At 71.6% G+C, this 21,270-nt stretch carries 15 protein-coding genes; 3 read left to right on the top strand and 12 right to left on the bottom strand.

Annotated elements, in window-relative coordinates:
- Nucleotides 1-65: 65 nt before the first annotated feature.
- Nucleotides 66-1,436, top strand: a complete 1,371-nt coding sequence (locus NCI01_RS20085; protein WP_254183268.1) for an MFS transporter — start codon at nucleotides 66-68, stop codon at nucleotides 1,434-1,436.
- A 52-nt stretch (nucleotides 1,437-1,488) separates the two neighbouring features.
- Here NCI01_RS20085 and NCI01_RS20080 read toward each other — a convergent pair whose 3' ends face one another.
- The 7 genes from NCI01_RS20080 to NCI01_RS20050 all read right to left on the bottom strand — a co-directional run bounded on the left by NCI01_RS20080 (nucleotide 1,489) and on the right by NCI01_RS20050 (nucleotide 9,012).
- On the bottom strand, nucleotides 1,489-2,577 hold the full coding sequence (locus tag NCI01_RS20080; RefSeq protein WP_254183267.1) for an alkene reductase: 1,089 nt from the start codon (nucleotides 2,575-2,577) through the stop codon (nucleotides 1,489-1,491).
- 155 nt (nucleotides 2,578-2,732) lie between these two features.
- Nucleotides 2,733-3,779, bottom strand: a complete 1,047-nt coding sequence (locus NCI01_RS20075) for an aldo/keto reductase (protein ID WP_254183266.1) — start codon at nucleotides 3,777-3,779, stop codon at nucleotides 2,733-2,735.
- A 76-nt stretch (nucleotides 3,780-3,855) separates the two neighbouring features.
- Entirely contained in the window at nucleotides 3,856-5,205 is a 1,350-nt protein-coding gene (locus tag NCI01_RS20070; RefSeq protein ID WP_254183265.1) for an LLM class flavin-dependent oxidoreductase, read from the bottom strand.
- The gene (locus tag NCI01_RS20065) at nucleotides 5,202-5,972 is read right to left on the bottom strand and encodes an ABC transporter ATP-binding protein (RefSeq protein ID WP_254183264.1); all 771 of its coding nucleotides are present in this window, start codon (nucleotides 5,970-5,972) and stop codon (nucleotides 5,202-5,204) included. The genes NCI01_RS20070 and NCI01_RS20065 overlap by 4 nt, the downstream gene beginning before the upstream one ends.
- Entirely contained in the window at nucleotides 5,948-6,796 is an 849-nt protein-coding gene (locus NCI01_RS20060; protein ID WP_254183263.1) for an ABC transporter permease, read from the bottom strand. Before NCI01_RS20060 ends, NCI01_RS20065 begins: the two co-directional genes overlap by 25 nt.
- A complete protein-coding gene (locus NCI01_RS20055) occupies nucleotides 6,793-7,845 on the bottom strand; it encodes an ABC transporter substrate-binding protein (protein WP_254183262.1) in 1,053 nt (350 codons plus the stop codon). The genes NCI01_RS20060 and NCI01_RS20055 overlap by 4 nt, the downstream gene beginning before the upstream one ends.
- A gap of 111 nt (nucleotides 7,846-7,956) precedes the next feature.
- Nucleotides 7,957-9,012, bottom strand: a complete 1,056-nt coding sequence (locus NCI01_RS20050; protein WP_254183261.1) for an LLM class flavin-dependent oxidoreductase — start codon at nucleotides 9,010-9,012, stop codon at nucleotides 7,957-7,959.
- A gap of 197 nt (nucleotides 9,013-9,209) precedes the next feature.
- On the opposite strand from NCI01_RS20050, the gene NCI01_RS20045 reads away from it, so the two are divergent.
- Nucleotides 9,210-9,593, top strand: a complete 384-nt coding sequence (locus tag NCI01_RS20045) for a VOC family protein (RefSeq protein ID WP_254183260.1) — start codon at nucleotides 9,210-9,212, stop codon at nucleotides 9,591-9,593.
- An 18-nt stretch (nucleotides 9,594-9,611) separates the two neighbouring features.
- On the opposite strand, the gene NCI01_RS20040 is transcribed toward NCI01_RS20045, so the two are convergent.
- Together NCI01_RS20040 and NCI01_RS20035 are read right to left on the bottom strand one after the other, a co-directional pair.
- Nucleotides 9,612-10,511: an arginase family protein gene (locus NCI01_RS20040; protein WP_254183259.1), complete on the bottom strand. Its 900-nt coding sequence runs from the start codon at nucleotides 10,509-10,511 to the stop codon at nucleotides 9,612-9,614.
- A gap of 117 nt (nucleotides 10,512-10,628) precedes the next feature.
- Complete coding sequence (locus NCI01_RS20035) at nucleotides 10,629-11,432, bottom strand: aldo/keto reductase (protein WP_254183258.1); 804 nt, start codon at nucleotides 11,430-11,432, stop codon at nucleotides 10,629-10,631.
- Between the two features lie 113 nt (nucleotides 11,433-11,545).
- On the opposite strand from NCI01_RS20035, the gene NCI01_RS20030 reads away from it, so the two are divergent.
- Nucleotides 11,546-12,502: a hypothetical protein gene (locus NCI01_RS20030; RefSeq protein WP_254183257.1), complete on the top strand. Its 957-nt coding sequence runs from the start codon at nucleotides 11,546-11,548 to the stop codon at nucleotides 12,500-12,502.
- On the opposite strand, the gene NCI01_RS20025 is transcribed toward NCI01_RS20030, so the two are convergent.
- The 3 genes from NCI01_RS20025 to NCI01_RS20015 form a co-directional block, all read right to left on the bottom strand.
- Complete coding sequence (locus NCI01_RS20025; protein WP_254183256.1) at nucleotides 12,429-13,097, bottom strand: 3-oxoacid CoA-transferase subunit B; 669 nt, start codon at nucleotides 13,095-13,097, stop codon at nucleotides 12,429-12,431. The two genes, NCI01_RS20030 and NCI01_RS20025, sit on opposite strands and share 74 nt — an antisense overlap.
- 1 nt (nucleotide 13,098) lies before the next feature.
- Nucleotides 13,099-13,926, bottom strand: coding sequence for a CoA transferase subunit A (locus NCI01_RS20020; protein WP_254183255.1), 828 nt, complete (start codon nucleotides 13,924-13,926; stop codon nucleotides 13,099-13,101).
- 187 nt (nucleotides 13,927-14,113) lie between these two features.
- Complete coding sequence (locus NCI01_RS20015; RefSeq protein ID WP_254183254.1) at nucleotides 14,114-21,067, bottom strand: OmpL47-type beta-barrel domain-containing protein; 6,954 nt, start codon at nucleotides 21,065-21,067, stop codon at nucleotides 14,114-14,116.
- Nucleotides 21,068-21,270 lie beyond the last annotated feature (203 nt).

Below are 21,270 nucleotides of genomic sequence, written 5' to 3'. Positions count from 1 at the left end.
GTTCGTTATTCCGACGGCATCGACGGGTTGGCCTCGAGTGCACGTGAGGTCCTACCGTCGGACCAGTGACGACCAGCCCGCCCTCCGCCGAGCCGCGCGAGCGCATCCTCTCCCCCGCCTACGCGGCCACGACCGTCGCGATGTTCGGCCTGATCGCCTTCGTCGCGTTCGAGGCGATGGCCGTGGCCACCGTGATGCCCACCGTCGCGCGCGACCTCGACGGGCTCGACCTCTACGCCCTCGCCTTCGCCGCGCCGCTGGCCAGCGGGGTCGTCGGCATGGTCGCCGCGGGCATGTGGAGCGACCGCACCGGGCCGGTGGTGCCGCTGCTCGCGTCGATGGCGCTCTTCTCGGCCGGGCTGCTCGTGTGCGGGGCGGCGCCGTCGATGGAGGTGCTGCTCGTCGGCCGGGTCCTGCAGGGGCTCGGTGGCGGGGCCCTGACGGTCGGCTTGTACGTCGTCGTCGGCCTCGTCTTCCCGGCCACGCTCCGGCCCGCGGTCTTCGCCTCGTTCGCCGCGGCGTGGGTCCTGCCCGCCCTGTTCGGCCCCGGCGTCGCCGCGCTCGTGGCCGATGTGTGGAGCTGGCGCTGGGTCTTCCTCGGCGCGGTCGCCCTGGTCGCCCTCGCCCTCGTGCTGCTGGCGCCCGCGCTCCGCGGCCTCGAGCCGCACGCCGAGGGCACCGACACGCCCGTCTCCCGCCTGTGGTGGGCGGCGCTCGGGGCCGTGGCGGTCCTGGTGCTGGAGCTCGTCGGCTCCGCCCGCGGGGTCGCCGCGGTCGGCGCCCTCGCGGCCCTCGCGGGTGTGTGGGTCTCGCTGGGCCGCCTGCTGCCGCCCGGCAGCCGCACCCTGCGTCGCGGGTTGCCGTCCGTGGTCGCGACCCGTGGTCTCCTCGCCGCGACCTTCTTCTGCGCCGAGGCCTACATCGTCTACGTCCTGCAGGAGCACTGGGGCCTGTCCCCCGGCCGGGCAGGCATCGCGCTGACCTGCGTCGGCGTGGTGTGGGCGAGCGCGAGCCAGGTGCAGTCGCGGCTCGGCAGCCGGGTCTCGCACACCCGGGCGATGGTGATCGGCACCAGCCTGGTGCTCACGGGTCTGACGGCACTCGCCGCCAACGTGCTGGCCCACGACGCCGGCGCGAGCCCGTCGGCCGTCCTGCCTGCGGCGGCGTACGTCCTGGCCGGCGCCGGGATGGGCTTCGCCTACCCGAGGACCGGGGTGGCGATGCTCGAGGCCTCGACCGACCGCGACCGCGGCTTCAACTCCTCCGCGCTGACCGTCGCCGACTCGCTCGGCGCCGCGCTCGCGCTGTCCGTGGCCGGCGCGGCGTTCGCGGCCGCCGAGCGGCAGGACCTCGACCCGTTCCTCACGGTCTTCACCTTCGCCGCGCTCGCCGCGGTGCTCGGCGTGCTGGCCGCGTCGCGGACGCGCCCGGCGTGAGCCCGGCCGGCCCCACGGGGGCCGGGGCCGGCCGGACCGGTCGCAGGCAGGCTCAGGAGGCCTGCTCGAGGGTGGGGTAGTCGGTGTAGCCCTCGGCGCCGCCACCGTAGAAGGTGTCGGGGTCGGGCGCGTTGAGCTCCGCCCCGGTCCGCCAGCGCTCGACGAGGTCGGGGTTGGCGAGGAACTGGCGACCGACGACGACCGCGTCGGCGTGGCCGGTGGCGAGGAGCTGCTCGACCGAGTCGAGGGTGGTGAGGTCGCCGAACCCGTCGTTGAGGAGCACCACGCCGTCGAAGCGCTCGCGCAGGTCGCGGACCAGCGCCTCGAGCGGCTCCAGCGGGCTGGCGAGCAGGCTCAGGTAGGCCAGGCCGAGACCGGCGACGGCGTCGACGACGGCGCGGTAGGTCGCCGTGAGGTCGGCGCCGATCTCCTCGCCGATGCCGTTGAACTGGTGGGCCGGGCTGAGCCGCAGGCCCACGCGCTCGGCGCCGATCGCCTCGGCGACCGCGGTGACGACCTCGACGACGAAGCGGGCACGGTTCTCCGGCGAGCCACCGTAGACGTCGTCGCGCAGGTTGACCGTCGGGTCGAGGAACTGGTGGCCCAGGTAGCCGTTGGCCGCGTGCACCTCGACACCGTCGAGGCCGGCGGCGATCGCGTTGCGGGCGGCGGTGACGTAGTCGGCGACCAGGCCGGCGACCTCGTCGGTCTCGACCGCGCGCGGCACGTCGTGGGGCTTGCCGCCGTCAGCGGTCACCATCTCGCCGGGGGCCTGCACGGCGCTCGGGGCGACGGTCTCGACGCCGTCCTTGTTGTCGGCGTGGGCGATCCGCCCGGCGTGCATGAGCTGGGCCACGATGACGCCGCCCTGCGCGTGCACCGCGTCGGCGACGGTGCGCCACCCGGCGACCTGCTCGTCGGTGTAGAGACCCGGCACGTCGAGGTAGCCCTGTCCCACGTGGCTCGGGGCGACGCCCTCGGTGATGATCAGGCCGGCGCTGGCGCGCTGCGCGTAGTACTCGGCGTTGAGGCCGGTCGGGGCGTTGCCGGCACCCGCGCGGTTGCGGGTCAGCGGCGCCATCACGAAGCGCTGCGGGAGCGTCCAGGGACCGACGGCGAGGGGCTCGAATGCGTGGGACATGGGGGGTGTTGCCTCCAGGAAGTTGAGGACTGTACGACCACGCTCAGCCCCGTCGCGGCCGCAGATGTTCCCCGACGAGAGAAGCCTCACAGCGCGTCACCCCGCAGGCGGGCGGGCTCCGGCTCACCCCACGCGAACCGGACCCGCCGCGGCCGTCACCGTCGCCGCAGCGCTGCCTCCACCAGCGCCGGCGGGGCATACCCGCGGTCCGCCTCGTTGAGGGTCGTGCCGGGCGGCACGATCTCGTCGATGCGGTCGAGCACGTCGGAGGGGAGGACCACCTTCTCCACCCCCAGCTGGGACTCGAGCTGCTCGAGCGTGCGCGGGCCGATGATCGCCGACGACACGGCCGGGTGGGCCAGCACGAAGCCCAGCGCGAGGTGGATCAGCGACAGCCCGGCCTCGTCCGCCAGCTCCTGCAGCTGGTGGACGGCCTCCAGCTTGACCTTGTTCTCGGGCGAGGCGGGATCGTGGCGGGCCGGCTGGCGCCTCAGCCGGCTCGACGTCACGGCGGGGTCCTCGCCGCGGCGGTAGCGACCCGACAGCCAGCCGCCCGCGAGCGGGCTCCACGGGAGCACGCCGAGGCCGTACTTCTGGGCCGTCGGCAGGATGTCGCGCTCCACCTCGCGGGCGAGGATCGAGTACGGCGGCTGCTCGGTGACCGGGCGCTCGCGCTGGCGCTTCTCGGCGACCCACTGGGCCTCGACCACCTGCGAGGGCAGGAACGTCGAGGTGCCGATGTAGCGGATCTTGCCCTGCCGAACGAGGTCGGTGAGCGCGCCGAGCGTCTCGTCGACGTCGACCTCCGGCCGGGGCCGGTGCACCTGGTAGAGGTCGATGTGGTCGACCTGCAGCCGGCGCAGCGAGTGCTCGACCTCGCGGATGATCCAGCGACGCGAGCTGCCCGCCTGGTTGGGGTCCTCGTCGTGCATGCTGCCGTGGAACTTGGTCGCGAGGAAGACGTCGTCGCGGCTGCCCCGGCGGGCCTGCAGCGCCTTGCCGACGATCTCCTCGGACTCGCCACGGGCATAGACGTCGGCGGTGTCGATGACGTTGATGCCGGCGTCGAGCGCGCGGTGGATGATCGCGATCGACTCGTCGTGGTCGGGGTTGCCCCAGGCGCCGAACATCATCGCGCCGAGGGTCAGTGGGCTGACCTGGACGCCGGTGCGGCCGAGGGGCCGGTAGTGCTCGTAGCTCATGTGCGTACTCGCTTCGCTCCGTGCGCCCATGAGGCACGTGGCGCACTGTGTCTGATGATGAACTCGCTCCGCTCGTTCATGCGGTCTCCTTGGTGGGACGAGGGGCGTACTGGCTGGCCGGCCGGGCGAGGCCGAGGTGGTCGCGGAGGGTGCGTCCTGTGTACTCCGTGCGGAACAACCCGCGTCGGCGCAGGATCGGCACGACCTCGTCGATGAACACCTCGATGCCACCCGGGAGCCACGGCGGCATGACGTTGAAGCCGTCGGCGGCACCGTGCTCGGCCCAGTCCTGGATGGTGTCGGCGACCTGGTCGGGGGTGCCGGTGAAGACCCGGTGCCCGCGGGCGCCGGCGAGCCGGTGGCACAGCTGGCGGAGGGTGGGGTCCTCGCGCTCCACGATGTCGAGCACGAGCTGGAAGCGGCTACCCTCGCTGCGCTCCTCGTCGGCGTCGATGACCTCGCGCGGGAAGGGTCCGTCGAGGTCGTACGCCGACAGGTCGACGCCGGTGAGCCGGTTGAGCTGGGCCAGCGAGTAGCCCGGCTGGGTGAGGTCGTTGAGCTGCTGGTGCAGGTCCTCGGCCTCCTTGGCGGTGGAACCGATGAACGGGCTGATGCCGGGCAGCACCTTGAGGCCCCGCGGGTCGCGGCCCTGCGCCTGCGCCCGGTGCTTGATGTCGGCGTAGAACTCCTGTGCCGACCCGAGCGTCTGGTGGGCGGTGAAGATCGCCTCGGCCCAGCGGGCCGCGAACGCCCGGCCGTCCTCGGACGACCCGGCCTGCACGTAGACCGGCCGCCCCTGCGGCGACCGCGGCGCGTTGAGCGGGCCCGCCACCCGGAAGTGCTTGCCGACGTGGTCGACGCGGTGGATCTTGCCGGGGTCGGCGAAGATCCCGCTCTCCCGGTCGGCGACGACGGCGTCGTCCTCCCAGCTGTCCCACAGCTTCGTGATGACGTCGACGTACTCCTCCGCGCGCTCGTAGCGGTCGCGGTGCAGCGGGTGCGCGTCGAGGCCGAAGTTGAGCGCCGCGTTGGCGGCGCCGGTGGTGACGATGTTCCAGCCGGCCCGCCCCTTGCTGAGGTGGTCCAGGGCGGAGAGCTGTCGGGCCAGGTTGTAGGGCTCGGTGTAGGTCGTCGACGCGGTGCCGATCACCCCGATCCGCTCGGTCGCCGCGACGATCGCCGTCATCACGGTGATCGGCTCGAGGCGGAAGCGGGCGGCGTACTGGATGTTCTCCGCCAGCGACGGACCGTCGGCGAAGAAGACGGCGTCGAACTTCGCGGCCTCGGCCCGCTGGGCAAGCTCCTGGTAGTAGGAGATGTCGAGGATCCGGTCGGTCTCGCTGTCCGGGTGCCGCCAGGCGGCCTCGTGGTGGCCGTCGGGGTAGATGAACAGGTTGAGGTGCAGCTGCTTGCCCGACGAGGTCATGAGGCCGCCCTCTCGACGTGGCTCGGGGCGGCCGCGTCGTGGTCGTCCTCGACACCGAGCTCGGTGAGCAGCCGGGCCCGGAGCCGCGCGAAGGCCGGGTCGGCCTGCGACCGGCGTCCGTCGAGCTCGACCCGCGCGTCGTGGCGTACGACGCCTCCGTCGAGCACGATCACCCGGTCGGCGAGCACGATGGCCTCGTCGACGTCGTGGGTGACGAGCAGGACGGCCGGCTGGTGCACCTCGCAGAGCCTGCGCAGCAGCGTGTGCATCCGGATCCGGGTGAGCGCGTCGAGCGCGCCGAACGGCTCGTCGGCCAGGATCAGCTGCGGGTCGCGCACCAGCGAGCGGGCCAGCGAGGCGCGCTGCTGCTCGCCGCCGGAGAGCTCGTGGGGCCAGGCCCGCTCGCGGCCGGCGAGCCCGACCTCGTCGAGGGCCTGGCGGCCGCGGTCCGAGGCGTCGCCGCTGCGGAGCCCGAGCGTCACGTTGTCGAGCACACGCTTCCACGGCAGCAGGCGCGAGTCCTGGAAGACGACCGACACCTTGTCGGGGACCTCGATGCGGCCGGTGCCGGCGACACCCCGGTCGAGGCCGGCGAGGGCACGGAGCAGGGTGCTCTTGCCCGAGCCGCTGCGACCCAGGAGGGCCACGAACTCGCCGGGGGCGATGTCGAGGTCGAGGCCGTTGAGCACGCCACCCGCCTCGTTGAAGCTGCGGTGCAGGCTCTGGACCCGGACGGCCGGGGTCAGCCGGCCAGTGTGCGACGCCATGACAGTGCCTTCCTCTCGATGAGTCGGACCACCGCGTCGGCGGTGACGCCGAGCAGCGCGTAGACGACCAGGCCGACGACGATGATGTCGGTCTGCCCGTAGTTGGACGCGAGCGTGATCATGTGGCCGATCCCGCTCGTGGCGTTGATGACCTCGACCACGACCAGCGCGAGCAGCGACGAGGTCACCGCGAAGCGCAGGCCGAGCAGGAAGCCGGGCATCGCGCCGGGGAGCACCACGTGCCGGACGAACTCGCCGCGCGTCACGCCGAGGGTCTCGGCGAGCTCGGCGTAGCGGCCCTCGATCGTGCGCAGGCCGTTGTGGGTGTGGATGTAGATCGGCACGAACACGGCCAGCGCGATGGTGATGACCTTCATCGGCTCACCGATGCCGAGCCACAGGATCAGCAGGGGGATGAGTGCGAGCGTGGGGATGGAGCGCTTGACCTGGATCGGCCCGTCGATCAGGGACTCGCCGATGCGCGAGAGTCCGGAGACCACCGCCAGGACCGTGCCGACGAGGACACCGAGGCCCAGGCCGAGCGCGGCGCGGACGCCGGAGGTCAGCAGGCTCTCCTGCAGGCGGCCGTTCTCGACCAGCGTGCCGGCCGTCTGCAGGACCGTCCACGGCTCGGTGAGCGTGCGCGGGTCGAGCAGCCCGGTGGCGGACCCCACCACCCACAGGGCGAGCAGCGCGACGATGCCCACGAGTCCGCCGAAGCGGATCGGCTCGCCGGGACCGAGCCGGCGCCGGATGGGGCGTACGTCCTCCGCCTCGGCGAGCGGGCGGGCGGCGGCGGTCAGGTTGCCGGCGAGGGTCGTCATGAGCCCTCCACGGCGTCGGCGATGGCCTTCTCGTAGCGCCGGTCGTAGAGGGTCTCGACCTCGAGCGGCTCCTGGTCCTGCTCCTTCACGAGCGTGTCGACGGTCTCCTGGTGGCGGGCGATGAACTCGTCCCAGCTGGTCGGCACGGTGAACTCGCCGAGCGCGTCGACGACGTACTGCGCGTCCTCGGGCGTGAGGCCCTCGTGGTCGACGTAGTAGGCCTCGGCGAACTCGTCCGGGTTGTCGGAGATCCACTGCTGGGCCTTCGCCCACGCAGCGACGTACTCCTTGATCGCGGCCGCCTTGTCGGCGTCCTCCAGCACGGTGGTCGGCGTGTAGAGCGTCCAGGCGTCGTCGCGCACGCCTGGCTGGATGGTGGTGGCGCCGTCGCGCTCGTACTTGGCCAGGTAGGTCTTCACCAGCGTCTGGCCCAGCGGGGCGACGTCGACCTGCTTGCCGGCGAGCGCCACGGAGAAGGCGTCGTCGACGCTCTGCATCTCGACGAGCTCGACGTCGTCCTGGGTCAGCCCGGCCTCGCGGAGCACGTTGAGCACCAGTGCGCCCTGGGCCTGGCCCGGGCTGTAGGCGATCTTCTTGCCCTTCAGGTCCTCGATCGACGTGACGTCGACGCCCGGTGCGACGCCGAGCTCGTACGTCGGGTGCTCGGCGGGGTCGACCGTCTCGCGCGCGGCGACGATGCGGACGTCGGTGCCGGTCCAGTGCGCGAACAGCGGCGGGATGTCGGCCACCGAGCCGATGTCGATGGCGTCGGCGCGGAAGGCCTCCAGCGTCTTGGGGCCACCGGTGATGTTGGCCCACTCGACCTCGATGTCGAGGTCGTCGATGAGCCCGGAGGTCTCGAGGGCCACCTGGGTGGCCGGGTCGCCGACGCGCAGCACGGTGCCGTCGGGCGGGGAGTCGGGCAGGGCGGCGGACAGCTCGAGCCGGGGACCGGCCCCCTCACCGCCGCAGGCGGAGAGGGCCATCAGGCCGGCCGTGGCCAGCAGGGCAGCTCGGGTCAGGGTGCGGGTGCGCCCTCGTCGTGGCATCAGTGGGTCTCCTTCGTGACTACGGACTCCAAAACTACTGTAATTAACTAGCCTTTATGTTGTTTGATGTGACAGGAGTTCGCGACCACGCCGACCGGCGGGCCCGACCCCTCAGCGCAGCAGCGGCAGCAGGGCGTCGCCGACGCGCACGATCTCCTGCTCGTACGGCGTGTCGCTGAGCACGAAGTGGGTGACGCCGAGGTCGGCGTAGCGACGCAGCGCCTTCGCCACGTCGTCCGGCGAGCCGACCAACCAGGTGGTGCCCGCACCGCCGCCGCCGACGCGGCCGGGCGCGGTGTAGAGGCAGTCGTCGAGCACGTCGCCCTTCTCGGCGAGGTCGAGCAGGCGCTGCTGGCCCACGGCCACCCGACGACCGAGGTCGACGGCCCACTCGTCCTGCCCCCGGGCCATCGCGGCGACCTTCGCCTCGGCATCGGCCCAGGCCTCCTCGGTCGTGTCGCGCACCAGCGTGGTGATGCGCAGCCCGTACTCCAGCGGCGGCAGGTCGCGGCCGAGGTCGGCACTGAGCGTCCGGAGGTGGTCGATGCGTGCCGCGACGCCGTCGAGCGGCTCGCCCCAGAACAGCTGGACGTCCGCCTCGGCGGCCGCGGTGCGCTGGGCGGCCTCGGACGCCCCGCCGAAGTAGAGCGGCGGGTGCGGCCGTCCCTCGCGCGCCACCGGCTTGTGCTCGAGGGTGGCGCCCTCGGCCCGGTAGTGCTCGCCCTCGACGGCGATGTCGCCCTCGGTCCAGTAGCGGCGGACCAGGCGCATGAACTCGCGCGTCCGGGCGTACCTCTGGGCCTGGTCGCCCTCGTCGTCGCCGTACTGCGGCTGGTGGTCGGGCCCGCTCACGATGTTGACCTTGACCCGGCCGCCGCTGAGCTGGTCGAGCGTCGCCGCCGAGGAGGCGAAGTGCGCCGGCGTCCAGTAGCCCGGCCGGATCGCGATCAGGGGGTTGAACCTCGTCGTGGCCGCGGCGAGGGCGGTCGCCACCGTGAAGGTGTCGGGCCGCTTCCAGCCGGTGCCGATGAGCGCACCACCCCACCCGTGGTCCTCGGTCAGGCGGGCCAGCGCCGTCAGGCGCTGCAGGCTGTTGTGCCCCTCGACCGTGTCGTCGAGCCGGTGACCCGCCGACACCTGGTTGGGGACGTACCAGAGGAACTCCATCGTGCTCCTTTCCGAGCAATCTCTACTGAGTTACTACAGATAGCACACCCCGGCCTTCCCACTGCTCTCCCGCGCCCGCATGGCGATACCTGAGGACGTGGCGGACGGGAACGAGGGCCGGTCCCGACCGCGGCGTCCTCGGATATCAAGAGGGATTGAGGACGGCAGCTGGCCTGATGGACTCCTAGCCTCGACGCATGGACATGAAGCTGGAGCTGGTGATGGTGCCCGTGACGGACGTCGACCGGGCCAAGGAGTTCTACGAGAAGGTGGGCTTCGTCGTCGACCACGACCAGACCGTGAGCGACGAGGTGCGCTTCGTGCAGCTGACGCCGCCCGGCTCGGCGTGCTCGATCGCCATCGGTCGCGGCCTCACCCGCATGGAGCCGGGCTCGCTCGACAACCTGCAGATGGTCATCGCCGACGCGGACGCGACCCACGCCGACCTGGTGGCGCGCGGCGTCGAGGTCAGCGACGTCGACGAGCTCGCCTGGGGCCGGTTCGTCTTCTTCGCCGACCCCGACGGCAACGGCTGGGCGCTCCAGCAGCTGCCCGACCGGTCGGGCGGCGCGGGCGCCTGACCCCGCCGGTCGTCGAGGTCAGGCGTCGCCCGGCGGGGTGAGCGCCTCCACGAGTCGACCGAGGGAGGTGGGGTCGGACGCCGCGTGCGCGGGCACGAGCTGCCCGATCGACATGCCGATGAAGCCCGGCGCGCGCCACAGCGCGTCCAGCGCCTCACCCAGCTGGACCAGGGTCGGGCCGGAGTTGCGGCCGTTGACGTTCTCGGCCAGCGGGGCGTCGAGGAAGTCCAGCACGTCCACGTCGACGTGGACCACGAACGGCCCGTCGGGCAGGGCGCCTCTCGCCTGCAGCGCGGCGGCCGTTGGGTCCGCCACCAGCTCCGCCTGCGTGGTGACGGTGATCCCGAGGCGGTCGACCTGGTCGCGCTCCCACTCCGTGGTCTCGCCCGAGAGCTCGACGCCGAGGTAGACCAGGTGCTCCGCCTGCAGGACGGGCCCTCGACCCCCCAGTCCGACCAGCGACTCCTCCGCGCCGGGCAGGTCGAGCGCGTGGGCCATGCCCATCCAGCTGAGCGAGCCCTCGGTGGTCGAGTCGGGCGTGTTGAGGTCGAGGTGCCGGTCGACGTAGACGAGGTGGGGCTCGATCCCGGCAGATGCCACTGCCCCGCACAGCCCGAGCGCCACGGTGCAGCTTCCGCCGAGGACGAGCAGGCGGTCGTCGGTCGTGACCAACGGCGCCGCCGCGTCGACCAGCACCCGGAGTGCCTCGACCTCCTCGTCGAGGTTCTGGGCCAGCGGCCGCTCCTGGTCCGGTCTCCAGAGGTGGACCGGCAGGTCGCCGAGGTCGGTGACCTCGTGCCCGGCGGACTGCAGCGCAGCGACCAGGCCGGCGTCACGGAGGGCGGCCGGAGAGTGCTCGACGCCGACGCAGTAGGCGCCCGCGCTGCTCGGGTAGCCGAGGACGTTGATGTTCGCCATCGCATCGAGGATGCCGCATGACGCGACGACCGGCGATCCTGCGGCGCGCCACGCCACCCCTGCGGGTGCGGTGAGCCCCGAGGTCCTCACCGATCACCTGACCCCCCGCCGGCAGGCCTAGCGGCCGCCGACGGCGTCGAGCGCCGCCATGTCCTCGTCGCCGAGGGAGAACCCGGCCACGTCCGCGTTCGACCGGATGCGCTCGGCATCGACCGACTTGGGGATCACGACGACCTCGTGCTGCAGGTGCCAGCGGATGATCACCTGGGCCGGCGTACGACCCACGCGGTCGGCGATCGCCGTGATCGCGGGGTGCTCGAGCGTCCCGCCCCGGAGCGCGCTGTAACCCTCGACCGCCACTCCACGCGCGCGGTGCTCCGCCAGCACGGTGGCGTCGAAGAGCAGTGGACTCCACCGGACCTGGTTGATCGCCGGCGCCTCACCGGTCGCCTCGGTGACCTCGTCGAGCAGCTCGGCGTCGAAGTTGCTCACCCCGATCGCCCGGGCCAGCCCGGCCTCGCGGGCCTTGACGAACGCCCGCCACATGTCGGCGTTGACGGACCCCGCCCCCGGCCAGTGGATCAGCCACAGGTCGACGTGGTCGAGCTGCAGCAGCTCGAGGCTCCTGTGCAGGGTGTCGAGCTCGTTGCCGGCGTCGTCCGGCGGGCACTTGGTCGTCACGAACACCTCGTCACGAGGAACCCCGCTCTCGGCCAGCGCCCTGCCCACCTCTGCCTCGTTGCCGTACACCGTCGCGGTGTCGAGGTGGCGGTACCCGGCCTCGAGTGCCGCCGACGTGGCGCGGACGGCGTCGTCGCCCGTGATCTGCCAGGTCCCGAACCCGAGCAGCGGGATGTCCGCGCCCCCGGAGAGGGTGAGCGTCTGGCGCGGAAGCTGCGGGGCGGCGGGCTCGTGGGTCATGGATCGATGCTAGGCCCGCACCCCTCGGGGTGGACATCGGCGCGGAGCGGGGTGGGATCGTGGCGGCCTGCAGCGACTCGTCCATCCGCCGGCCGATCGACGAAGGACCCGTGATGCCCCGCCCGGACCTCTCGGAAGCACGGCGCCGGCTCGAGCTCGGACGACTCCTGGTGGGCTCCCTGGCCGAGACCCTCGTCAAGGCCTACGGCGCCGGCGCGGCGCTGAGCGTCGCGCTGAGCGACGCCGAGACGGCGGGCGGCAAGGCCGGCGACGCGATCCGCGCCGTGCCCAACCTGGCGGACAAGTACCACGAGGCGAAGTACGTCGTGGACCACCGCGAGCAGATCCAGGCCGCCGTCACCTACCTCAACGAGCACACCCTCCCGCAGGAGGAGCTGCAGCGGACGGCCGACGAGAGCGTGCGGACGCTCGGCGCCATCGAGACGACGTACGACGAGGTCGGCCAGGCGCGCGACGTGCTCGAGCTCGACGGGATCAGCGGCACCTTCGCCAACGTGCGCGACGCGATCGGCCACGTCGGCAACGCCTACGACGCGCGACCCGACCTCGACTCGATCCGGCAGCTGGCCGAGGTGGTCGAGCAGGTGCGGCCGTTCACCGACCAGGTGGACGTGCTGATCCCGGTCTACTACGGCAACTTCTTCACCCTGACCGACAACTTCGCAGGCGACGAGATCGCCTCGACCCTCCTCGTGATGGGCCTCGCCCTCGGTGTCGCCTGGGTGCTCGGCCGAGCGGTCGGCTTCTGGATCAGGCGCGGCATGCCGGGGCTGCTGGCCCGCCTCCTGCAGCGCCTGGGGGCGCGGACGTTCCGTCGTTGGTACGTCGCCAACCTGCCCTACGCCCTCAGCCCGCCGCTGTACGACGCCGCGCGCGAGCACCTGCAGCGCGAGATCGCGGCCGACCCGGAGGGCGCGCTCGACGAGGACACCCTCCGGGAGCTCGAGGGCTACTTCGCGACCCGCGAACCGGGCGTCACACCAGCGGCGGCTGGGTCTTCTCCCGGACCTCGTCCTCGGACACCCCGGGAGCCAGCTCGACGAGCTTGAGGACCCGGTCGCCGAGCGTGCCCGACGGGGCGACCTCGCCGGTGGCGGGGTCGATCACGTCGATGACCGCGAGGTCGGTGATGATCCGCTGCACCACGCGCTTGCCGGTGTAGGGCAGGTCGCACTCGTCGAGGATCTTCAGCGACCCGTCCTTGGCCACGTGCTCCATCAGCACGATCACCCGCTTGGCGCCGTGGACCAGGTCCATCGCGCCGCCCATCCCCTTGACCATCTTGCCGGGGATCATCCAGTTGGCGATGTCGCCCACCGCGGAGACCTGCATGGCGCCGAGGATCGCGGCGTCGATCTTCCCGCCGCGGATCATCCCGAAGGACTGCGCGGAGTCGAAGAAGGAGGCGCCGTGGCGCAGGGTCACCGTCTCCTTGCCCGCGTTGATCAGGTCGGGGTCCTCCTCGCCCTCGAAGGGGTAGGCCCCCACGCCGAGGATGCCGTTCTCCGACTGCAGCACCAGCTCCACGTCGTCGGCGACGTAGTTGGGCACCAGCGTCGGCAGCCCGATGCCGAGGTTGACGTAGGAGCCGTCCTGCAGCTCCGAGGCGGCCCGGGCCGCCATCTCCTCACGCGTCCAGCTCATGTCAGCCTCCCAGTCCGTGCGTCGCCGCGTCGTCCACGAGTGCATCACCCGAGGAGTCCAGTCGAGGCCGCGTCGTGACCTTCTCGATCTTCTTGTCCGCCGCCTGCTCGGGCGTCAGCGCCACCACGCGCTGCACGTAGACACCCGGGGTGTGGACGTCGTTGGGGTCGAGCTCGCCGGGCTCGACGAGCTCCTCGACCTCAGCGATCGTGACCCGGCCGCACATCGCGGCGAGCGGGTTGAAGTTGCGCGCGGACTGCCGGTAGACGAGGTTGCCGTGCCGGTCGCCCTTCCAGGCCCGCACGAGCCCGAAGTCGGCCACGATGGCCTCCTCGAGGACGTACTCCTTCTCCCCCTCCGCGGTGGCGAAGACCTTCGTCTCCTTGGGCGGCGAGGAGACGATCACGTTGCCGGAGTCGTCGTACTTCCACGGCAGACCGCCCTCGGCCACCTGGGTGCCGACACCGGTCGCGGTGTAGAAGCCCGGGATGCCCGAGCCGCCGGCCCGCATCCGCTCGGCGAGGGTGCCCTGGGGCGTCAGCTCGACCTCGAGCTCCCCGGAGAGGTACTGCCGGGCGAACTCCTTGTTCTCCCCGACGTAGGAGGAGATCATCCGCCGGATCCGCTTGGCGAAGAGCAGGCGACCGAGTCCCCACTCGTCCACGCCGCAGTTGTTGGAGACCGCCTCGAGGTCGGTCGTGCCGGCCTCGAGGATCGCATCGATGAGCACCGACGGGATGCCGCACAGCCCGAACCCGCCGACCGCGAGGGTGGCGCCGTCCGGGATGTCGGCGACCGCCTCGGCCGCAGAAGAGACCACTTTGTCCATGCCCGAGACCCTAGCGGGGGTGTGACCGTCGACACCGTGTGGGCGGGCACCACAGTCCGGCCCTCCGGGTGTGGGTCGGAGCGGACATCGGGACGGGCACCGAGGGGCCCGTAGGCGTGGAAGAGCCGGGCCCGGGGAAGAGGCACCCTCCCCGGGCCCGGCCAGTCTCGGTGCCGGACCTGCTCGCTCAGCGCTTGGCCATGCGCTCCTTCACCTGGGCGAGCAGGGCGGCGCGGAGCTCACCGTCGAGCTTGCGACGGACCAGCTTGCGCAGCTGCTTGAGCTCCTTCTTCGCGGCCCGCCGGTCGCCGGAGCGCTCGGCCTTGCGAGCGTCCTTGTCGGCCTGGAGCAACTTGGTGGCCAGCTTGGGGCCCACCTCGCCGTCCGCGGCCACGGCCTTCACGACGTTCTTCAGCGACTTGCCGGTCGCCCGGACGGTGAAGCTCACCGTGCGCGAGCTGGTGTTGCCGGCGTTGTCCGTCGCGGTGACCGTCAGGACGTGGCGGCCCGTGGACAGCGTCCACATCTGCCATTCGCCGGCGGCCACGGGCTGGTCGTCGAGCGTCGCCCGCACGGTGCCCACACCGGACGTCGCGTCCGTCGCGGTCCACGCCACCTCTGCCGTCTTGTGGCTCGGGTAGGTGCGCTCCCGGAGCCCGGAGATGGTGACCTCCGGCGCGCCGGTGTCGATCGCGACCTCCTTCGACTGCGCGGTCTCGACGTTGCCGGCCTTGTCGACCGACCGCACCTGCAGGACCTGGCGGCCCTGCTGGGTGATCGTGAACGGAGCGGTGTACGCCGTCCACGCGCCGTTGCCGATGCGGTACTCGGTGCGCGCCAACCCGGAGCCTGCGTCCGCGGCGGTGAGCGTCACCGTCACGGCCGTGGCGAACCAGCCGGCGCTGTTGGGCGATGCCGGGGCGGTCCGCACGGTGGTGACCGGGGCCGTGGTGTCGGCGGGCGGGCCGTCGACGGTGATCGTGACGGACTGCTCGTCCTCCACGTTGCCCGCCTTGTCGGTCGAGCGGAACCGCACCGTGTGCTCACCGGCACCGTTGACCATGACCGGGGCGGTGTAGGTCTTCCAGGCACCCTGGTCGACCTTGACCTCGGTCAGGGCGACGCCGGAGGTGGCGTCGGTGGCCTCGAGGGCCACGCGCACGCCGTCGCCGGACCGCTCCTGGGTCGCGCCCGTCGCCGGGGTGACCGTGTCGACCTTCACCTCGGAGGACTGCACGTCCTCCTCGTTGCCGGCCGCGTCGGTCGAGCGGAACTCGACGGTGTGCTCACCGTCGGGCACCTCCACCGCCGCCTCGTACGTCGTCCACGCACCGCCGTTGATGCGGTACTCGGTCGTGGCGACAGCCGAGTCGTCGTCCTCCGCCTCGAGCGTGAAGCTCGGAGCGGTGACGTACCAGCCCTCCTCGCCGTCGGCCTCGGCCGGCGACCAGGTGATGCTCGTGCTCGGAGCGGTCTCGTCGGCGGCCTCCACGACCACCTCGAGGGTCTTGACCGTCTCCACGTTGCCCGCCACGTCGGTCGAGCGGAACTCGACCGTGTGGGTGCCGGGCTCGCTGACGGTGAAGGGAGCGGTGTAGTCGGTCCACTCGCCCTCGTCGATGCGGTACTCGGTCGACGCGACGCCGGAGCCGTCCGTCTCGTCGGTCGCGGTCAGCGTGACCTGCACGCCGTCCTCGACGACGGTCTGGGCAGCGGTGGTGACCGGTGCGGTCGTGTCGGCCGGCGGCTCCTCCCCCTCGGAGTCGAGGTGGAAGTAGTCGAACTCGACCGTGACCGGCTCGTCCTGGTCGGGACCGATCGCCATGAGACCCAGCGAGCTGAGCGGTCCGTCGTAGGTCATGCCGTCACCGATGGGCGTCCACGAGGCACCGGCGGTGGACTTCACCGCGGCGGTGTAGGTCGTGCCGACCTTGGTCACCTGCACCCACCAGTAGCCGCTCTCGGTGGTGTCGGCGATGTTGAGCGCGTCACCGCCACCGACCCCGTTGCCGCCCTTCTCCGCCGCGAGCTCGGCCCGCAGGTCGAGCGCGGCACCCGGCAGGTTGTAGGCGACGATGTCGGCCTTGGCGTAGTTGTCGTCGTCGCCGTACATCAGCAGCCCGGCCAGCTGGTAGCGGTGCTTGAGCGGGGCCTTGAACTTCGTCTCGGCCACCCAGTCACCAGCGGGCGCGTCCTGCAGGATGAAGTTGCGCGGCTTGATCGGGTTGTTGCCGTTGATGTCGCCCGGCTCCGTCGCGATCTTCAGGTGTCCGTCCGCCACCGACTCGGTGACGGAGTTGTAGCGCACCGACTCCGCCCAGCGGCAGGCGTCCAGCGCGGTGCCGTCGAACTCGTCGTCGGGCGTCACGGCCGGCGCCGTCCGGTCCGGGGTCACCCGGAACCAGTCGACCTGCGCAACGCGCGGCGTGGTTCCGAGGTCGCCGGCGGCCATCAGACCGATCCTGGCACCCGACCCGGTCTTGAGGTCGAGCGTGCCGGTGAGCTCGGTCCAGGCCTCACCGTCGGCCGAGTAGGCCCCGCTGAGCTTGCCCGCGACGTTGGTGAGCCGCAGCTGGATCGTGCTCGGGAAGTCCGCCGCCACGACCGGGGCGGCAGGCGTGGTGCGCCGGCCGTTGGTCTCGGACTGGAACTCCACGAACCGCGTGCCGTCCTGGTGCCGCACGAAGCCGATCTTGTTGTACTCGTCGTCCGACTGGTGCACGACCAGGCCGGCCCACTGCCAGTGCGAGCTGTGGTCGAGCGTGATCTTCGTGGTCGCGGTCCAGTCGCCGGACGGCACCGGCTGGCCGGCGAAGCTCACCGGGCCGGGGCTCGTCTCGTTGATGTCTCCGTTCGTCACGGGCAGGCGCAGCGAGCCGCCGGACTGGGTGATGGGGGCACCCGGAGCGTTGCGCACCGCCCACTTGGGCAGCAGCGCCGGCGAGTCGAACTCGTCGGAGACGGGCCCGGTGACACAGGTGAGCGGGTCGCTCGGCGTCGTCGGCTCCGGCTGCGGCTCCTGCGGGTCGATGTCGATGCGGAACTGCGAGAAGTCGGCGGTGCGGACCACGTTCTCGTGGGCCATGATGAACATGCCGACGTCCTGAGTGGCGGCGATGCCCGCGAGGGTCACCGTGGTCCCGACCTGGGTCCAGGTGGTGCCGTTGTTGGACCAGTACGCCGACACCTGGGCGCCGCGGCGGCTCAGCTTGAGCCACTTCGGCACGGTGCTCGCACCGCCCGCGGTCGAGGCGTTGAGCTGACCGTTGCCGTCGGGGTCGGACAGGAACTCCATCCCGGACGCACGGCGCCAGGCGAGCATGGCGTAGCCGGGCGAGGTGCCGGGCTGCGTCATGTCGTTGCGGATGATGAGGCCCGCCTTGCCGGAGTTGTTGACCAGGGTGCTGGCGTCGACCCGCACGATCGCGTCGTACTCGTCGTCGCCCCCGGCGGGCTTGTAGAGCGTCGTGTACTGGTCGGTGCCCTGCCACGCGTTGGCGCCCGCGCCGGAGATCCGGAACGCACCGGCGCCGAGGCGCTCGAACTCACCGTTGACGTTGCTGAAGGGGACGAGGTCGCCGAAGAGCTCGCCGACCTGCACCTGCACCAGGCGCGAGGTGGTGGTGTTGCCCTCGTTGTCGGTCGCCTTCGCCGTCAGCTCGTAGAGCCCCTCCTCGTCCGGAGCGGTCCAGGTGGCGGTGTAGGGCGCGGTGGCGTCCTCGCCGATCTTCGTGTCGCCGGCGAAGAACTCGACCTTGTCGATCGATCCGTCGGCGTCGGTCGCGTCGGCGGCGACGGCCACCTCGGCACCGGGGTCGAGCTTGTCGCCGTCGACCGGCTCGGTGAGGGCGACGACCGGCTTGGCGGTCGGCGAGATGCCCTGGCCGATGGCCTCGGTGAAGTTGAGCTTGATGTCGCCGGTCCCGGTGAACACCAGGTAGAGCTCCATCGTCTCGCTGCCCACCTCGCTCACGTCGACCGCGACGTCGCGGTACTGCAGGCCGGTCGCGGGCACCTCGGCCGTGCCGACCACGTCACCGATCGGGCTGCCCTTGCGCAGCTCGATGGTGCCGCCGGCGGCGTTGGCCTGGACCCGCAGGTTGAAGGTGTCGATCTGGTGGAAGCTGACCGGCTCGAACTGCAGCCAGGCGCCGTCCTTGCCGACCACGACCTGACCGCCGCCGGCCGCGTCACGGCCCGGCGCCACGGTCGCGGTGTCCGACTTGGCGTCGAACCACTCGGCCTGCCGCAGCTTCGGGAAGATCACGGCGGTGTCGGAGCCCAGGAGCTTGTCGGCCCCGTCGACGCCACCGGTGTCGGTGTAGCGGGCGTCGACGGCGTAGAAGATGTTCTCGTCGGCCGCGTGGCCACCGATGCTCGTCACGTGCGAGCCGGTGAGGCCGCGCGAGGCGTTGAGCGGGTGGGCGTGGTCGTCGTGGCCCAGGGCGGGCTGGACCTCGACCGCCTGCGGGTCGACGTCGTCACCCTCCTCGGGGTCGGTGACCTCGACGTTCCAGCTGATCTCGTCGCCGAAGTCGAAGAACGCGCCGTTGGGCGGGGCCTCGAGCTCGACCACGGGCCGGGTGTTGCCGACCGTGATCGGCACCGTCGTCGTACCGCTCTTGTCGGCCGGGTCGGTGACGGTCAGTCGGGCGTCGAAGACACCGTTCGTCTCGTAGGTGTGCGTGGCGGTGACGCCGGTGGCGTCGGTCGTGCCGTCGCCGTCGAAGTCCCAGGCGTAGGTGAGCTCCTCGTCCTCGGGGTCGCTGGAACGGCTGCCGTCGAAGGTCACCTCGAGGGGCGCCTGACCGGAGTCGGGCGTGGCGTCGATGCGGGCGACCGGCGAGCGCGAGCCGCTGATGTAGTCGATGCGGTAGAGGCCCGAGGTCGGGTTGTCACGGCCGTAGCCGCCGCCCCAGTCGAGGACGTACATCGAGCCGTCGGGACCGAACTTGGAGTCGATCGGCGCGAGGAACGGCACGTTGGGCAGGAACGGGTTGACCTTCTCCACCTGGGTGCCCTGCGCGGCGGCCGGGTCCTTGAGCTGGATGTTGTACATCTTGTTGCGCGCCCAGTCGTAGAAGAAGGGCTTGCCGTCGTAGGACGCGGGGAACTTCGTGTCGGACTCGAGCTCCTCGTCGTAGCGGTAGATCGGGCCACCCATCGGGGCCAGGCCACCGCCCTGCGGGATCGCGCCGACCGACGAGCGGCGGTAGCCGTAGTACATGTCCGCGGCGCGGGCCGGGGGCAGGTTGGTCAGGCCGGTGTTGCGCGACGAGTCGTTGACCGGGTTGGCGCAGTCGAAGTAGTCACCGACGACCGGCGGGTTGAGCGGCGTGGTGGTGCCGTAGTCGACGTCGCGGAACGGCTCGCCGTTGGGGTTCTGGCCCTGGTGGTTGCCGCCCATGCACAGCGGCCAGCCGTAGTTGCCCGGGCTCTTGATCAGGTTCCACTCGGCGATGCCGGCGGGGCCGCGGGTGGCCGGGGCGTCGGTGCCGTTGTCGGGCGAGTAGTCGGCCATGCTCAGCCAGCCGGTCTCGCTGTCGATGGAGAAGCGGAACGGGTTGCGGAAGCCCATCGCGTAGATCTCGGGCAGCGTCTTGTCGCGCCCGGCGTCCTCGGACTCGGGGAACAGGTTGCCGTCGGGGATGGTGTAGCTCGAGCCGGCGCCGGGCTCGCCCGGCTCGTCGACCGGCGTGATGCGCAGGATCTTGCCGCGCAGGTCGTTGGTGTTGGCCGAGGTCTCGCGGGCGTCGTGGAAGGTGCCGGCGCGCTCGGAGAGCGGGGCGTAGCCGCCGGACGGCTCGGAGTGGGGGTTGACGTCGTCGCCGACACCGATGAAGAGGTTGCCGTCGTCGTCGATGTCGAGGCCGCCGCCGGTGTGGCCGGGCTCGTCGGGCAAGCGCCGGGCGGGGATCTTGATGATCACCTTCTCCGAGGCGGGGTCGACGGACCCGTTCTCGAAGGTGAAGCGGGAGACGGTGGACCAGAAGTTGCCGGGATCTGCGTTGTTGGGGGACTCCGCCGAGCGGTAGAGGAAGATGTGGCCGTTGGTCGTGAAGTCGGGGTCGAGCGCGACGCCGAGCAGGCCGTCCTCACCGCCGGAGTAGACCGGGAGCGACAGGACGGTGGTCACCGCCTGCGACTCCGGGTCGTACATCCGCAGCTGGCCGCGGACGAGCTCGGTGTAGAAGACCTTGCCGTCGTCGGCGACGTCGATCGCGAAGGGGGCCGAGGTGTTCTGGTCGAGCGGGATGCGCTCGTAGTTGCTCCACACGGTGCCGCCGCAGTCGCCCTCCTCGAGCCCGGCGACGTACTTGATGCCGCCCACGAGCTCGGCCATGAAGTCGGGCTCGTCGTAGTGCGAGGGGAAGTGGCCCAGCGCGGTGCCCCAGAAGCGGCCGCCCTCGTAGGGCTTGCACCAGGTGATGGGGTGGTCGTAGCCCATGTTGCCGCCGGAGTAGGTGGTCTCGTCCATGGACTGGAGCACGTGGGCGGTGCCGCGCACGTTGTTGCTGAAGTTGTACCACTCGTCGTTGCGCGTCCAGCGCGTCACGTCCTCGGTGCCCTCGAAGTGCTTGGTGGAGGGGTGGGTCGTGTCCTCGTTGCGCACCACGCCCGACGGGCCGGGGTCCGTGCCGGTGGGGGCGTGGCCGGGCATCAGGGAGCCGACCATGTTGTCCCACCAGGGGTAGTTGCCGCGCATGTCGAGCGCGTTGTGCACCGCTGCGATCCCGTTGCCCGCCGCCTGCCAGCGCTCGAGCGCCGCCTTCTCGGAGGCGTTCCATGGGTCGCCGTTGGCCTGGAAGACGAGGATCGCGTCGAAGGGCGCCAGCCCCTCGTCGGTGAACACGGCCTCGGAGCCGCCGGCGGTCTCCTTGTGGACGACGGTCACCTCCATGCCCTCGGCCTCGAGAGCCGCCTCGACCTTCGGCGTCGCCTGCGCGATGGCAGCGTCGTGCCAGTCGCCGGCGGCGTCCTCGGTGAAGATCAGCACGTGCCCGTGGCCCTCGTGGGCCTGTGCGGGCACGGCGGCGACGACGCCGAGCAGGACGCTGCCGACGAGCGCGAGCGCGGCGGTCAGCGCGGTGCCGACGGACGACCGACGGACGATCGGTCGTGGCGAGGTGGTGAGGGACATCCCGGAGCCTCCAGAAGGCGAGCAGGTGAGCAGGTGTTCGAGCGGCGCGCGGGCAGCGGATGACTGCGCTTGTGACGTGGGTCACGGACCGTCTCCGAGGGACGCTCACAGACTTTTGTCTGGTGGTCAAGCAAAAGACGGAAGGCGTGGACACAAAGACGCGCGTTCCCGCTTAGAAGCGCCGGTGGGGCGTCGCGGACCGC

This window comes from Nocardioides pinisoli (assembly GCF_024199985.1).
In the GTDB taxonomy this organism is placed as follows: domain Bacteria; phylum Actinomycetota; class Actinomycetes; order Propionibacteriales; family Nocardioidaceae; genus Nocardioides; species Nocardioides pinisoli.
The sequence above is the reverse complement of the archived record's forward strand: the minus strand, read 5'-3'. Positions and strand labels throughout refer to the sequence as shown.

Excerpts from the sequence above, each read along its gene's own strand:
- NCI01_RS20080 (WP_254183267.1), bottom strand. The coding sequence starts at position 2,577 with ATGTCCCACGCATTCGAGCCCCTCGCCGTCGGTCCCTGGACGCTCCCG.
- NCI01_RS20075 (WP_254183266.1), bottom strand. The coding sequence starts at position 3,779 with ATGAGCTACGAGCACTACCGGCCCCTCGGCCGCACCGGCGTCCAGGTC.
- NCI01_RS20070 (WP_254183265.1), bottom strand. The coding sequence starts at position 5,205 with ATGACCTCGTCGGGCAAGCAGCTGCACCTCAACCTGTTCATCTACCCC.
- NCI01_RS20065 (WP_254183264.1), bottom strand. The coding sequence starts at position 5,972 with ATGGCGTCGCACACTGGCCGGCTGACCCCGGCCGTCCGGGTCCAGAGC.
- NCI01_RS20060 (WP_254183263.1), bottom strand. The coding sequence starts at position 6,796 with ATGACGACCCTCGCCGGCAACCTGACCGCCGCCGCCCGCCCGCTCGCC.
- NCI01_RS20055 (WP_254183262.1), bottom strand. The coding sequence starts at position 7,845 with ATGCCACGACGAGGGCGCACCCGCACCCTGACCCGAGCTGCCCTGCTG.
- NCI01_RS20050 (WP_254183261.1), bottom strand. The coding sequence starts at position 9,012 with ATGGAGTTCCTCTGGTACGTCCCCAACCAGGTGTCGGCGGGTCACCGG.
- NCI01_RS20045 (WP_254183260.1), top strand. The coding sequence starts at position 9,210 with ATGGACATGAAGCTGGAGCTGGTGATGGTGCCCGTGACGGACGTCGAC.
- NCI01_RS20040 (WP_254183259.1), bottom strand. The coding sequence starts at position 10,511 with ATGGCGAACATCAACGTCCTCGGCTACCCGAGCAGCGCGGGCGCCTAC.
- NCI01_RS20035 (WP_254183258.1), bottom strand. The coding sequence starts at position 11,432 with ATGACCCACGAGCCCGCCGCCCCGCAGCTTCCGCGCCAGACGCTCACC.
- NCI01_RS20030 (WP_254183257.1), top strand. The coding sequence starts at position 11,546 with ATGCCCCGCCCGGACCTCTCGGAAGCACGGCGCCGGCTCGAGCTCGGA.
- NCI01_RS20025 (WP_254183256.1), bottom strand. The coding sequence starts at position 13,097 with ATGAGCTGGACGCGTGAGGAGATGGCGGCCCGGGCCGCCTCGGAGCTG.
- NCI01_RS20020 (WP_254183255.1), bottom strand. The coding sequence starts at position 13,926 with ATGGACAAAGTGGTCTCTTCTGCGGCCGAGGCGGTCGCCGACATCCCG.
- NCI01_RS20015 (WP_254183254.1), bottom strand. The coding sequence starts at position 21,067 with ATGTCCCTCACCACCTCGCCACGACCGATCGTCCGTCGGTCGTCCGTC.